General features: G+C 51.6%; 10 protein-coding genes. 7 read left to right on the top strand and 3 right to left on the bottom strand.

Annotation, left to right across the window (positions count from 1 at the left end):
- Positions 1-15 precede the first annotated feature (15 nt).
- Positions 16-609: a superoxide dismutase gene (locus EG028_RS14035; RefSeq protein ID WP_120517228.1), complete on the bottom strand. Its 594-nt coding sequence runs from the start codon at positions 607-609 to the stop codon at positions 16-18.
- 280 nt (positions 610-889) lie between these two features.
- Between EG028_RS14035 and EG028_RS14040 the strand changes: the two genes are divergently transcribed.
- From EG028_RS14040 to EG028_RS14050, 3 genes are all read left to right on the top strand, one after another.
- Complete coding sequence (locus EG028_RS14040; protein WP_162946525.1) at positions 890-1,582, top strand: LuxR C-terminal-related transcriptional regulator; 693 nt, start codon at positions 890-892, stop codon at positions 1,580-1,582.
- A gap of 216 nt (positions 1,583-1,798) precedes the next feature.
- Positions 1,799-2,008 carry a hypothetical protein gene (locus EG028_RS14045; protein WP_120517226.1) on the top strand — a complete coding sequence of 70 codons (210 nt, stop codon included), beginning with the start codon at positions 1,799-1,801 and terminating at the stop codon, positions 2,006-2,008.
- A gap of 185 nt (positions 2,009-2,193) precedes the next feature.
- The gene (locus EG028_RS14050) at positions 2,194-3,129 is read left to right on the top strand and encodes an SPFH domain-containing protein (RefSeq protein WP_120517225.1); all 936 of its coding nucleotides are present in this window, start codon (positions 2,194-2,196) and stop codon (positions 3,127-3,129) included.
- Between the two features lie 71 nt (positions 3,130-3,200).
- Here the strand turns inward: EG028_RS14050 and EG028_RS14055 are convergent, their stop codons facing one another.
- Both EG028_RS14055 and ligA read right to left on the bottom strand, forming a co-directional pair.
- The gene (locus EG028_RS14055) at positions 3,201-3,641 is read right to left on the bottom strand and encodes a nucleoside deaminase (RefSeq protein ID WP_120517224.1); all 441 of its coding nucleotides are present in this window, start codon (positions 3,639-3,641) and stop codon (positions 3,201-3,203) included.
- A complete protein-coding gene (gene ligA, locus EG028_RS14060; RefSeq protein ID WP_120517223.1) occupies positions 3,641-5,734 on the bottom strand; it encodes an NAD-dependent DNA ligase LigA in 2,094 nt (697 codons plus the stop codon). Before ligA ends, EG028_RS14055 begins: the two co-directional genes overlap by 1 nt.
- Positions 5,735-5,806: 72 nt before the next feature.
- Between ligA and EG028_RS14065 the strand changes: the two genes are divergently transcribed.
- The 4 genes from EG028_RS14065 (at position 5,807) to EG028_RS14080 (ending at position 14,069) form a co-directional block, all read left to right on the top strand.
- A complete protein-coding gene (locus EG028_RS14065; RefSeq protein ID WP_120517222.1) occupies positions 5,807-7,444 on the top strand; it encodes an amidohydrolase in 1,638 nt (545 codons plus the stop codon).
- 46 nt (positions 7,445-7,490) lie between these two features.
- The gene (locus tag EG028_RS14070) at positions 7,491-8,195 is read left to right on the top strand and encodes an NrtR DNA-binding winged helix domain-containing protein (RefSeq protein ID WP_120517221.1); all 705 of its coding nucleotides are present in this window, start codon (positions 7,491-7,493) and stop codon (positions 8,193-8,195) included.
- Between the two features lie 576 nt (positions 8,196-8,771).
- Complete coding sequence (locus tag EG028_RS14075) at positions 8,772-12,116, top strand: methylmalonyl-CoA mutase family protein (RefSeq protein ID WP_120517357.1); 3,345 nt, start codon at positions 8,772-8,774, stop codon at positions 12,114-12,116.
- Between the two features lie 174 nt (positions 12,117-12,290).
- Complete coding sequence (locus EG028_RS14080) at positions 12,291-14,069, top strand: MutS-related protein (RefSeq protein WP_162946523.1); 1,779 nt, start codon at positions 12,291-12,293, stop codon at positions 14,067-14,069.
- Positions 14,070-14,098: the final 29 nt, after the last annotated feature.

Raw genomic sequence — 14,098 nt, forward strand, 5'->3', positions numbered from 1 at the left:
TAAGCCATAAGGCTGTTAGAACCTTTTGCTAACAGCATCCCAATTTACCACGTTCCAGAAAGCGGCGAGGTATTCAGCGCGGCGGTTCTGGTATTTGAGGTAATAGGCATGTTCCCAAACGTCTACGCCCAGGATGGGGGTACCTTTCACTTCGGCAACGTCCATCAGGGGATTGTCCTGGTTAGGCGTGGAAGTGATCTCAAGCTTACCGTCTTTCACGATCAGCCAGGCCCAGCCTGAACCGAAGCGGGAAACGCCGGCAGCGTTGAATTTTTCCTTGAATGCATCAAAAGAACCGAAAGCACTGTTGATCGCATCACCCAGTTTACCGGAGGGAGCGCCGCCGGCGTTGGGGCCGAGGCTGGTCCAGAAGAAAGAGTGGTTCCAGTGACCACCGCCGTTGTTGCGAACCGCGGGGCTGATGGAGCCGGCTTTGGCTACCAGGTCTTCCAGGGATTTATTCTCATTCTCTGTTCCGGCGATAGCCTTGTTCAGATTGTCTACATAAGCCTGGTGGTGCTTGCCGTGGTGAATTTCCATTGTCAGCTTGTCGAAGTGCGGTTCAAGCGCATCGGAAGCATACGGCAATGCAGGAAGTGTAAAAGCCATAATTCAATTTTTATGGGTTTAAGAATTGTATTTCAATTAGAGGACCAAATTTACTGCCTAATAGGGGAATTGTCAAACCCTTTCTCCGGCAGTTCATCGAACCCTTTGTGAAGTGCTTTGTTATTGAGGGAAAAGCAGTGTTAACGGCGTTTGGATATATGGCTTTTTCTTTTATATTTACATAAAGGTGTTATAACCTTTGTTTCGCAATTATTTATATTCGTATAGTATTCATCGTTAGTTTTCACTATTGTTTGTTTAAAACATTAATATGCAGGACATGGGCACAGAAAACCGCGACTCTCATGATGCGCTTGTATCGGAGAATGCGCAATTGAGGAGCCGGCTTGAACATTTGGAGGCCATTATAGACAAGGTTCCCGCAATGTTATATACGTCCAACAACTCCAAAAAGGCTATCAACTGGTGCAACGGGCGTTTGACAGAGACCCTCGGCTATTCCCGGGAGGAGATCATTACACTGGGCGTTGAGTTTTTCAGGCAGGTAACCCACCCCGAAGACGCCAGTATTCTCACTATTTCGCAGCAGTCGTTCAGGGACAAAAAAGGAATGTTCGGCGGTGTAATGCGCGTACGGAGGCGTGGCAGCAATGAATGGTTTTGGGTCGTCGGCTTAGGTGTACCTTTTACATTTGATCAGCAGGGGAATGTAGTGGACGTGGTATGCGTGTTCCTGGACTTTTCCAATGCGATAGACACCGGCAACCAGATCAGCGAAGCCTTGCGGGTAGTGCTGCGCAGGCGGAACGAAGATGTCCTTAATAAGCTCACCGCCCGCGAAAAGGACATATTTACACTGGCCGCCAGAGGCCATAACAATAAAGAAATCGCAGAGAAGCTGAACCTCAGCAGGTATACCATTGAGACCCATAGAAAAAACATCAGGCTTAAGCTGAAAGTTAGAAACACCCCGGAACTGGTGGCCCTCGCCAAACAGATTGGTTTACAATAACCCACACTCATTATGATTTTTCCGCATATTGATTATCAGGATACATATTCCCTATTTCTAATTTATAAAAGCGCTACAACGCTTGTGTGATCCGCAATTCCATGGGAAAAATACCCAAGCTTGGGTATTTTCCGGCGTTCTAAACTCCAGTAATTTAGTAGCCTGAATTAAGAACGGAGTTCATTTGGATAGTTTTTTGAGGTAATACTTATCACTATGATAACCGAAGACAAGGCGTATGATATCCTGGCGTTGGATCAATCCGCCACACCTGAAGAAATACTTGCCAGGTATCAAGCATTAAAGGACCAGTACAAGAAAATCAAAGAAGAGACGGAGGACCTGAAAACCCAATTGGCCTATCAATTGAAAACAATTGAGCTGGATGACGTATTCATTTACTTCCGTACTTGTCAAAAGATATAACACTTTGTTTCATCTTTCATGCATTGTTGTCGTGTTTAACCCACACGATTCATCCATTGTTTGTTAGCCACCAAAACCTTGCGATCCGGTCTTTACATCCGCAAGTTTGGAAACCCGCTTATCCTGCAAATTAATATCTGTAGTGAAGGATTTTGATTACATTTATAACTCAAATCCTTTACACTATGGATAACATTTTTTTGTATGTTATTATCGCACTAGTCGTCCTGATCGCCCTTTCATCGTTCGTAACGGTGCAACAGGGTACTATTGGCGTTACTACTATCTTCGGTAAATACAACCGCATCCTGTTTCCCGGTCTTAACTTCAAGATCCCGATCATCGAAAAGGTGTTCAAACGCATCTCTATCCAGAACCGCTCCGTGGAACTGGAATTCCAGGCCATTACCGTGGACCAGGCGAATGTGTACTTCAAAGCCATGCTTCTGTACTCGGTACTGAACCAGGAGGAGGAAACCATCAAAAACGTGGCCTTTAAGTTCATGGACGAACGCAGCTTCATGCAGGCCCTCATCCGCACCATCGAAGGTTCTATCAGGGGGTTTGTGGCCACCAAAAGGCAGTCTGAAGTGCTGGGCCTCCGCAAAGACATCACCGAACACGTAAAGGAACAGATCGATAACGGGCTGGAACAATGGGGTTTTCACCTGCAGGACCTCCAGATGAACGATATCACTTTCGACGATGCCATTATGCGCTCTATGGCGCAGGTGGTGGCTTCGAACAACCTGAAGGCCGCGGCCGAAAACGAAGGCCAGGCGCTCCTGATCACCAAAACCAAAGCGGCCGAAGCGGATGGTAATGCCATCAAGATTGCGGCGGAAGCGGAAAGACAAGCCGCACAGCTGCGTGGCCAGGGCGTCGCGCTCTTCCGTGAAGAAGTGGCCAAAGGTATGACCATGGCTGCCAAAGAAATGCAGCAGGCGAACCTGGATACGTCCGTGATCCTGTTCAGCATGTGGGTGGAAGGTATCAAACACTTCTCCGAAAATTCAAAAGGCAATGTGATCTTCCTGGACGGTTCCTCTGAAGGCATGGAGAAATCCATGAAACAGCTTATGAGCCTGAACCAGCTGATGGAAGTGAAAAAACAGGGATAACATCTGAAATACCGATAAATGAAAAGGGCAAAGCACACGCTTCGCCCTTTTTTTATGCCGGTTACTTTTGTTTATTTCCTTCTCGCCTGGAAAAATGATTTCACCAGCTGAAGACTTTCTTCTCCGCAAAGCCCGCTTTCCAGTTTCGTTTTGGGGTGGAATGGGGAAACGGCGCCAGTCACCCGGCGGTAGCCGTTCTTTTCATCCGGCGCCGCATATACGATGCGGCCGATCTTGCTCCAGTACAAAGCGCCGGCGCACATCACACAAGGCTCCAGCGTCACGTACAGCGTAGCTTCCATCAGGTATTTGGAGCCGAGCGTATTAAACGCGGAGGTGAGCGCGATCATTTCGGCGTGTGCGGTGCAGTCGTTGAGCATTTCTACCTGGTTAAAGCCGCGGCCTATCACCTGGTCGTTCATCACCACTACCGCCCCGATGGGCACTTCTCCTTTCTCCTGCGCTTTGCGGGCTTCTTTCAGCGCCTGCTGCATGAAATACTCATCGTTCATTATTGCACCATGTTTATGAATTCATCTTCGCTCAATATCTTGACGGTATTGATCTTTTTTGCTTTTTCGAGTTTGCTGCCGGCATCATCTCCCACGATCAGGTAGTTCAGTTTGCTGCTCACGCCGCTGAGGATTTTGCCGCCCTGCTGCTCCACCATGGCTTCCGCATCGCTGCGTTTGAGCTTGTGAAGGGTACCGGTGAACAGGAAAGTCTGCCCGCTGAGTGTGCCTTCCGCGGAGCGGGAGCCCGTGTTGCCTTTGAGGTTCAGGCCAAGCTCCTCCAGCTTTTGCAGCATGTGAATGTTGTCCTGGTTGAGGAAAAACTGTCTTACCGAGCCCGCCACTTTCGGCCCGATATCTTCCAGCGCCAGCAATTGTTCTTCCGTATAATCCGCAAGTTTCAGCAGGTGTTCCGTGGAATTGGCCAGCGTTTTTGCGGTGGTTTCTCCTACATATCGTATGCCCAGCCCGAAGATCAGCCTGTGCAACGGCTGGCTGCGAGAGGTTTCTATAGCGGACTGTAAATTGGAAATGGACTTAGGCCCAAAACCTTCCAGCTTGCTGATGGCTTCAAAATCAAGGGTGTAAATGCCCGGCACATCTTTCAGAAGACTGAGTGACCAGAACTTCCGTACGTTGCTTTCTCCCAGGCTGCGGATGTCCATCGCGTCTTTGCTCACAAAATGGATCATTCTTTCCACCACCTGCGCTTCGCAGTTGATGTTTACACAACGCCATACGCTCTCGCCTTCCGGCTTGAACAGGGGATCTTTACACACGGGACAGTTCTTCGGGAACACGATATCTTTTTCCTCGCCCGTACGCAGGTCCGCAATGGATTTTACGATATAGGGGATCACGTCTCCGGCTCTTTCCACCAGTACGCGGTCACCCAGCCGGAGGTCTTTTTCTTTGATCACATCTTCGTTAAAAAGGCTCAGGGAGCCTACGATCACGCCACCGATGGGCACAGGGTCTATCTTGCCCACGGGAGTGATGGAGCCGGTACGCCCCACCTGGAATTCCACATCGCGGAGGATGCTGGTGGCCTGGCGGGCTTTGAATTTAAACGCGATCGCCCAGCGGGGGTGATGCGTGGTCATGCCCATCCTGTCCTGCAATTCGTAATCGTTCACTTTGATCACCATGCCGTCTATCTCGTACGGAAGATCATCGCGTTTGGTTTCGAAATCGAGGCAATGATCTATCACCGCCTGGATGCCTTTCACTACTTTCATCTCACGCGCGGGGCTTCTGAAGCCCAGCTGCCAGAGCATGGCCAGGGTATTGCTGTGCGTTTGTATGGCGGGTGGTTCGGCAATGCCGTCGTTCATGGTATGATAACTCATGTTGTACAGGAACGCTTCCAGCCCGCGTTTGGCTACTTCTTTCGGGTCCACGATACGCAGCGATCCGGAGGCCGCATTGCGCGGATTGGCAAGCGGGGGAAGGTTTTCCGCCGCGCGTTGTTCGTTCAGTTTGGCAAAGGTGGTTTTGTTGATCAGCACTTCGCCCCGCAGTTCTATCTGCTGGATGCCGTAGTCGGAAAACTTTGCGGACAAAGGAATGGAGCGTATCTGCCGGATGTTTGTGGTGATCTCGTCTCCCTGCACACCGTCTCCCCTGGTGGCGCCGCGGGCCAGCAGATCGTTTTCATAAATGAGGGAAATGCTCGCGCCGTCGAACTTCGGTTCTATACAATATTCGATCTCTGCCAGTCCGCTGATCTCGCGGGCTTTGCGGTCCCAGTCTATCAGGTCGTCCGCATCGTAAGAGTTTTCGAGGCTGAGCATAGGCACCAGGTGCTGCACGGTGGGGAATACTTTGGTGAGCCCCTGGGCTACACGCTGGGTGGGGGAATCCGCCGAAACAAGTTCGGGATGCGTTTCTTCCAGCTTCTTCAGCTGTGAAAAAAGCTGGTCATATTCCTGGTCGCTCAGCACGGGATCGTCCTGGATATAATACCGCCAGTCGCTGTGGCGGATCACCTGGCGCAGCGATGCGGCGGTTTCTTCAGGCGAGCCCGGCGTTTTGCCGGACAACAATGATTTGGCCAGCGTGGCCAGTGATCTTTCAGTGTCTTTCGTATACATCGTGTATGAATAAAGTCAAAAGTCTGCCGTAAATTTAATCTTTAGTTGCCACGCACGTACAAATTTCCTGTTATGAAACAAAGCCTTTATGTTGCCCTTTTTGTTACACTCTTATCCGCCTGTGCCCGGAAAGAAAAAGCCGATCTGATCGTTCATCATGCCGTGATCTACACCGCCGATTCGCTGAATACGGTGGCTGCCGCTATGGCCGTGAAGGACGGGAAGGTGATGGCCATTGGTACAAACGAGCTGATACAGGGGAAGTTCGAAGCGGATTCCGTAGTGGACGCCAAAGGGGCGGCCGTGTTCCCCGGCTTTAACGATGCCCATGCCCACTTCTTCGGTTACGCAAATTCATTGCGCCGGGTGGACCTTGTAGGCGCCAAAAGCTGGGACGAAGTGGTGGGCCGTGTTCGGGACTTCGCGGCCAAACACCCGTCCGCGTGGGTGCTGGGCCGGGGCTGGGACCAGAATGACTGGGAGGTAAAAACCTTTCCTGACAAGTCGAAGCTGGACAGCCTGTTCCCCCATACGCCCGTTCTTCTTGAGCGCGTGGACGGGCATGCCTCCATTGCCAACCAGGCCGCGCTGGATGCGGCGGGCGTAAAGGCCGGGCAAACGCTCACCGGCGGCACGGTGGAAACCCGCAACGGCAAACTCACCGGGATACTGGTGGACAATGCGGACGAACTGGTGTCTTCCAAAATACCGGAAGCGCCCCTGGCAGAGATCATCGCCTCACTGGAAGCGGCTGAACGTAATTGTATCGCTGCCGGCATTACCAGCATTACAGACTGCGGGCTGAACCTGCCTGAAGTGCGCCTGTTCGACACGCTTTTTGCACAAAACAAACTGCACCTGCGCCTGAACGTGATGCTGAGCGACAATGAAGAGAACATCAGCTGGTTGCTGAAAAACGGGATATACGAAAAGGACCGCCTGCTGGTACGCAGCATTAAGTTCTACGGGGACGGGGCTTCGGGCTCCCGCGGCGCCTGCCTGAAACATGATTATACGGACCGGCCGGGATGGAAAGGCTTCCTGCTGAAAGATGCCGCTTATTTTGCCGAAAAAGCCACGCTGCTGGCTAAATCCGACATCCAGATGTGCACGCATGCCATCGGCGACTCCGCAAACAGTACGATCCTGAAGATATACGCCGACGTGCTCAAGGGTAAAAATGATAAACGCTGGCGGATAGAACACGCACAGGTGGTGGATTCCATCGACTTTCACTGGTTCGGCGAAAACAATATCGTGCCTTCCGTGCAGCCCACACATGCCACGTCGGACATGTACTGGGCCGAAGACCGCCTGGGCCCGCAACGGGTGAAATACGCCTATGCTTTCCAGGACCTGCTGAGGCAGAATGGCTGGATACCGCTGGGCACGGACTTTCCGGTGGAGCACATCGATCCCCTGCGTACGTTTTACGCCGCTGTGGCCAGGAAAGACCAGGCAGGCTTTCCCGAAGGCGGATTTCAGCCGGAAAATGCCCTCAGCCGGGAAGATGCCCTGAAGGGCATGACCATCTGGGCGGCAAAGGCATCCTTTGAAGAAAACAGGAAAGGCAGCCTGGAACCCGGCAAGTTGGCGGATTTCGTGATACTGGACCAGGACATCATGAAGGTGCCGGCAGAGAAAATTTTAGCAACTAAAGTTTTAGCAACTTATATTTACGGACAGGCGCACCACAGGGCAGGACTTTAGCGCGGACAGCAGCAGCCTTTTTCCTGACATTCCACGATATGCAAGTATGTACACCAAAAACATCAACACCCATCTCACCGAGATCAAGGATTATTTTAAAGCGGCTATTTCCATAGACTGTGTCATTTTCGGGTTCGATGAAAACGAGCTGAAGGTATTGCTGATAGAATCCGATCTGAAAGAATACAAAGGGAAATGGTCATTGCTGGGAGATATCGTACACCCGGACGAGGACCTTGAAACCGCGGCCTACCGCGTGTTGCGGGAGCGTACCGGGCTGGAAGACGTATTTATGGAACAGGTGCAGGCCTTTGGCGGGCTCAACCGGCATCCTGCCGGAAGAGTGGTGACCATTGCCTATTATTCCCTGGTGAACATCCAGCATGCCGAATTAAAAACCCATCACAACGAACTGCACTGGCATGCCGTAAAAGACATCCGGCAGATGGCTTTTGACCATAAGGACATCCTGGATACCTGTTACCAGCGGCTTCAGCATAAGGTACTGGACCAGCCGGTGGGTTTTAACCTGCTGCCCAAGAAGTTTTCCCTCCGCGATCTGCAAAACCTCTACGAAGCCATCCTGGACGTAAAGCTGGACAGGAGGAACTTCCGGAAGAAGTTCTTCGCCATGGACTATCTCATTGACCTGAACGAAGAAGAGCAGGATGTAAGGCACCGCCCGGCCCGCCTGTATAAGTTTAACCAGGATAAGTATAACCTCCAGCACAAAAAAAGCCTGGGTTTTTGATAGGATTTTAACCTGTTCAATCAACCATTACTAAACGCCTAACTGCTTTGCCGTATGAGGTTTACCGCGTGCATGCCCAATACAGGCGGGGACTCCTTATTTAAGTATATTTTCAACAAGTAGCGGGAAAAAATTGTTTTTTAACAAAATATTAATTAAGATTGTGTAAGATATACACACTAGCATTTTCGGGGTATATTATTAGTAGCCAGAGACCAGACATCTAATCGCAACATTCAAGAATTTTAAGGAACAGAAAACCCAGTATACGCATACATATTTGCCATTTTGCCACAAATGGCTTTACATAACTTTATACATCGCATTTTATCAAATTCCACGTTATGACCTAGACACCATCTGTCTTTATCTTAATGGGAACGATCTATTGGGTCGTTCCCATTTTTCTTTCCAAATATCCATAAAGAACCGGTTGCAGTTAAAGAATTTCAAACGAATCGCATTATAACTTGCACCGATTCAAATATCCTCCCGGCCGCCGCCAGCAGTGCTATTTTCGTATCTTGCATGCTTGTCCGCCATATCCATGCGTATGGCGTTAAGCAGCTGAAAAACATGTCTTATACACCACAAAACAAGGTCCGTATTGTAACAGCGGCCGCCCTTTTTGACGGTCACGACGCGGCCATCAACATCATGCGCCGTATTATGCAAAGCACCGGCGCCGAAGTAATCCACCTCGGTCATAACCGCTCCGCGGCTGAAATTGTAGACTGCGCCGTGCAGGAAGATGCGCAGGGGATTGCCGTTACCTCTTACCAGGGCGGGCACATCGAGTTTTTTAAATACATGTATGACCTGCTGAAAGAGCGCGGCTGCGGCCATATCCGCATATTCGGCGGCGGCGGCGGCACCATCCTCCCGTCTGAAATAGAAGAGCTGCATGCCTATGGCATCACCCGCATCTATTCCCCGGACGATGGCCGTAAATTCGGCCTGGGCGGGATGATAGAAGATGTGATCAGGCAGTGTGATTTTGAAACGGTGAAGCAGGGCGAGTGGCTGCTGAACCCCGGCAAACTCACGCAGGACGATTCACCGGAAATAGCCAAAGCCATTACCTACGCAGAGAACTTTGCGATGAACGGACAGCTGGAAGACCTGAAGATCATGGCTGCCCATAAAGCGCCTGTACTCGGCATCACCGGTACCGGCGGCGCGGGTAAAAGCAGTGTGACGGACGAGCTGGTACGCAGGTTCCTCAACGAATACGACAACCGCACTATTGCCGTGATCTCAGTGGACCCCTCCAAAAAGAAAACAGGCGGCGCCCTGCTCGGGGACCGCATCCGCATGAACAGTATCCATCACCCGAGGGCGTACATGCGCTCGCTGGCCACGCGCGAAAGCGACAAAGCCATCAGCCTCCACATCCAGGAAGCGATCGATATCTGTAAAGCCGCGAAGTTTGATTTTATCATCCTCGAAACCTCCGGCATCGGCCAGAGCGATACCGCCATCGTGGATTACTGCGATGTGTCCCTGTATGTGATGACGCCCGAATACGGCGCCGCTTCGCAGTTGGAAAAGATCAACATGCTGGATTATGCGGACCTGATCGCCATCAATAAATTCGATAAAGCCGGCGCGCTGGATGCCCTGCACGACGTACGCAAACAATACAAACGCAATAACGGCCTCTGGGAAGCGAAAGATGAAGACCTGCCGGTGGTAGGCACCATCGCTTCGCAGTTCAACGATCCTGGCGTGAACCAGTTGTTTGGCCGCCTGATGCACCTCATCGCGGAAAAAACAGAAGTGCTTTTCGGGGACGATAAGCCGGACAAACCGGTGACCGCCACTTCCACCAAATCGCTCATTATCCCTCCCGCTCGTGTCCGTTACCTTTCCGAGATCGTGACCAGCATAACAGACTACCGTGCGTGGGTGAACGAACAATGCGCCATTGCCACGCAATGGTACCAGGTGGAAGGCGTGCTGCAGGTGCCCGGTTTCAAACATGCCGATGAGCTGAAGAACATCAGCCAGCATCTGCAAACACAGCTCACACCGGAGAATAAAATACTGATCACCGGCTGGCCCGCTTTGCAGGAAAAATACAAAGCGGATCATTACGCTTTCCAGGTAAGAGATAAAACCATCAAACTGCCTTTGTTCTCCGAAAGTCTTTCCCACACCCGCATACCGAAGGTATCGCTGCCGCAGTACAAAGACTGGGGCGACATCCTGCGCTGGCAGCTGCTGGAAAACCTGCCGGGTGAATTCCCTTACGCGGCCGGCGTGTTCCCCCTGAAACGCGAAGGCGAAGACCCCACACGTATGTTCGCGGGAGAAGGCGGCCCGGAAAGGACCAATAAACGTTTTCACTACGTATCCGTGGATCAGCCAGCCAAGCGGCTTTCCACGGCATTTGACAGTGTGACGCTTTATGGCGAGGACCCCGCGTACCGCCCGGATATTTACGGCAAGATCGGTAACTCGGGCGTGAGCATCGCTACAGTGGACGATGCCAAAAAGCTCTACAGCGGCTTCGATCTCTGCGATCCGAAAACGTCTGTATCCATGACCATCAATGGGCCCGCGCCCATCCTGCTGGCGTTTTTTATGAATGCCGCCATAGACCAGGAATGTGAGAAATACATTGCGCAGAACGGGCTGGAAGAAAAGGTGAGCGCTATCATCAAAAAGAAATTCAAAGACCACCCGCTGCCGCATTACAGCGGTGGCCTGCCGCATGGCAATAACGGGCTGGGCCTCCGTCTGCTGGGCGTTTCCGGCAGCGATGTGCTGGAGCCGGAAGTATATGAAAAGATCAAAGCCTATGCGCTCAGCACCGTGCGCGGTACCGTACAGGCGGACATCCTGAAGGAAGACCAGGCGCAGAATACCTGCATCTTCTCCACGGAATTTGCGCTGAAGCTGATGGGCGATGTACAGGAATATTTCATCAACCGAAAGGTGCGCAACTTTTATTCGGTAAGCATTTCAGGTTATCATATTGCTGAAGCGGGCGCCAATCCTATCACGCAGCTGGCCTTTACGCTGGCGAACGGTTTCACTTACGTGGAGTATTACCTGAGCCGCGGCATGCACATCGATGACTTCGCACCGAACCTGTCCTTTTTCTTCAGCAACGGCATGGACCCCGAATATGCGGTGATAGGCCGCGTGGCAAGGATCATCTGGGCAAAGGCCATCAAAAACAAATACAAAGGCAACGACCGCTCGCAGAAACTGAAATATCATATTCAGACATCGGGCCGCAGCCTGCACGCGCAGGAAATCGACTTCAACGATATCCGCACCACGCTGCAGGCGCTGTATGCCATTTACGACAACTGCAACTCCCTTCACACCAATGCATACGATGAAGCCATCACTACTCCCACGGAAGAAAGCGTGCGCCGGGCGATGGCCATCCAGCTGATCATCAACAGGGAGCTGGGTACGGCGAAGAATGAAAACCCCAACCAGGGCAGCTTCTTCATCGACGAACTGACGGACCTGGTGGAAGAGGCCGTGCTGACAGAATTTAACCGTATCACGGAGCGCGGCGGCGTATTAGGCGCCATGGAAAGGATGTACCAGCGCAACAAGATCCAGGAAGAAAGCCTGTATTACGAATCGCTGAAACATTCCGGCGAGTTCCCGATCATTGGCGTGAATACTTTCCTCAACAAAAACGGTTCCCCCACCGTCATCCCGGCGGAAGTGATCCGTTCCACGAAAGAGGAAAAAGAATTCCAGATCAATGCGCTCCAGGCGTTCCAGGAAAGGCATGCGGACCAGCGCGCGGAGAAACTGAAAGCCTTGCAGGCGGTGGCGGTGCAAAACGGCAACCTGTTTGAAGAGCTGATGGAAACGGTGAAATATTGCAGCCTCGGGCAGATCACGCATGCCCTTTATGAAGTGGGCGGGCAGTACCGCAGGAATATGTAAAATAGCATGCTTCATAGGGAAGGGCTGGCTGCAAGGCCGGCCCTTTTGTTTTCAGGTAGTGTAAGCCTTTCAAAAGTGACGCCGGGTTTGAGGAGGCGCGCATTTGATACCGCTTTTTATCAAGCCATAGGAAAATTCATGCGACCGTTTTTCCATTTCACGTATCTTTCCGATATGCAAGCGGCAACCACTTATCAGCAAAGAACCGATGATTTTACCCGGCAGTTGGGGCAAACGGATCGTTACCTTAAACAGCTGAGCCTATCCAGGCTCCTGTGTTTCGCGGGTATCCTATTTTTGGGCGTGCAATATTTCAGGCACAATTTCCAGGTGGGATGGTTGCTGGGCGGGATGGTCTTATTGGCCGGTTTTGTATGGAGCCTGGTGCGGTACCAGCGCGTCAAAGACCACCAGGCATTGTTGCAGGCGCTGCTTTCGCTGAACCAGAAAGAGCTGCGGGTAGTAACGGATCATGTGGCTGATTTTGAGAACGGAGAAGAGTTCATCAACGACCAGCATGATTTCACCAGCGACCTCGATGTATTTGGCCCTTCTTCTCTTTTTCAATACCTGAACCGTACGGGTACCCTTACCGGCAAACATTTCCTGGCGGGATGGCTGCAAAGACCGCTGCAAAACAGCGCGGATATAAAAGCCATGCAGGCGGCCGTGCAAAAGCTGGGCGGCCAGCTGGAATTCCGGCAGCTGTTCACCGCACATGCACAGCTGGCGAAGGAAGGCGTGAACGATGTAAAAGAGATTCGTTTATGGAAGGAGGCGCCCCTGCAGTTTTTACAACGAAAGACTTTGCGGATAGCTGCTTACGTGATGCCTGCGCTGGTGCTTGCCGCTATTGGTTATTACATCTACAGCGGTAACTATGTGCCGATGCTACTGGGCATGTTTGTGAACTGGATGATATTGCTCGGGAATGTAAAGAAGGTGAACGGGCAGCATATTTTGTTGTCCAACAAAGAGCAGTTGCTGAAGAAATTCGCGGTGTTGCTGCGGATGATCAAACAGGAGGACTGGAAAGGCGTACCATGGCTGGAAGCGCGGCAGCATACGGCCGCGGAAGCGGATAAATCGTTACATAAACTTGCGGCGATCAGCAACCTGCTGGACCAGCGGCTGAACTTGCTTGTGGGCCTTGTGCTCAATTCCGTTATCCTGTACGAAATACATTGCATTTTCAGGCTGGAGCGCTGGAAGTCGGAGCACCGGCTGGATATGGAAGAATGGCTGGAAGTGATCGCGCAGGTGGAGACGGCGAACAGCCTGGCGACCTTTGCGTTTAATCACCCAACCTATACATACCCTAAAATCGGCGAACAGCCGGGTGTTTCAGGCAAAGCAGTGGGCCATCCGCTGATACCGGAAGGGGAATGCGTGGTGAATGATTGCAGCATCGGAAGCGGGGAGCAGTTTCACATCATCACCGGCTCGAACATGTCCGGCAAAAGTACTTTCCTGCGGAGCGTGGGCACCAACTGGCTGCTGGCCATGACCGGCGCCCCGGTATGCGCGGAATCGTTCACCTGCAACCCGCTCAGGATCATGACGTCCATGCGGATCAAGGATTCCATTGCACGGCATACGTCTTATTTCCAGGCGGAACTGCTGCGGTTGCAACATATCATCCAGGTATTAAAAAGCGGGCAGCAGGTATTTATCATCCTCGATGAAATACTGAAAGGCACGAACTCCGAAGACAAGCTGGCCGGCTCCCGTGAACTGATCCGGCATTTCCTCCAATACCGCTGCCTTGGTATGATCGCGACCCATGACCTGGAGCTGGGCACGCTGGAGCAGGAATATCCAGAGCAGATCCGCAATTATTGTTTCGAAAGCAGCCTGGACAACGGCCATCTTCACTTCGACTACCGTATGCGGCCGGGTATAGCGCGGAACAAAAACGCGACTTTCCTGATGAAACAGATGGAGATCATTTAAAAATTTGGCAATACTAATATATTTAGTAT

This window comes from Chitinophaga barathri, assembly GCF_003807585.1.
Lineage (GTDB): Bacteria > Bacteroidota > Bacteroidia > Chitinophagales > Chitinophagaceae > Chitinophaga > Chitinophaga barathri.

Excerpts from the sequence above, each read along its gene's own strand:
- EG028_RS14065 (WP_120517222.1), top strand. The coding sequence starts at position 5,807 with ATGAAACAAAGCCTTTATGTTGCCCTTTTTGTTACACTCTTATCCGCC.
- ligA (WP_120517223.1), bottom strand. The coding sequence starts at position 5,734 with ATGTATACGAAAGACACTGAAAGATCACTGGCCACGCTGGCCAAATCA.
- EG028_RS14045 (WP_120517226.1), top strand. The coding sequence starts at position 1,799 with ATGATAACCGAAGACAAGGCGTATGATATCCTGGCGTTGGATCAATCC.
- EG028_RS14075 (WP_120517357.1), top strand. The coding sequence starts at position 8,772 with ATGTCTTATACACCACAAAACAAGGTCCGTATTGTAACAGCGGCCGCC.
- EG028_RS14080 (WP_162946523.1), top strand. The coding sequence starts at position 12,291 with ATGCAAGCGGCAACCACTTATCAGCAAAGAACCGATGATTTTACCCGG.
- EG028_RS14050 (WP_120517225.1), top strand. The coding sequence starts at position 2,194 with ATGGATAACATTTTTTTGTATGTTATTATCGCACTAGTCGTCCTGATC.
- EG028_RS14035 (WP_120517228.1), bottom strand. The coding sequence starts at position 609 with ATGGCTTTTACACTTCCTGCATTGCCGTATGCTTCCGATGCGCTTGAA.
- EG028_RS14055 (WP_120517224.1), bottom strand. The coding sequence starts at position 3,641 with ATGAACGATGAGTATTTCATGCAGCAGGCGCTGAAAGAAGCCCGCAAA.
- EG028_RS14070 (WP_120517221.1), top strand. The coding sequence starts at position 7,491 with ATGTACACCAAAAACATCAACACCCATCTCACCGAGATCAAGGATTAT.
- EG028_RS14040 (WP_162946525.1), top strand. The coding sequence starts at position 890 with ATGGGCACAGAAAACCGCGACTCTCATGATGCGCTTGTATCGGAGAAT.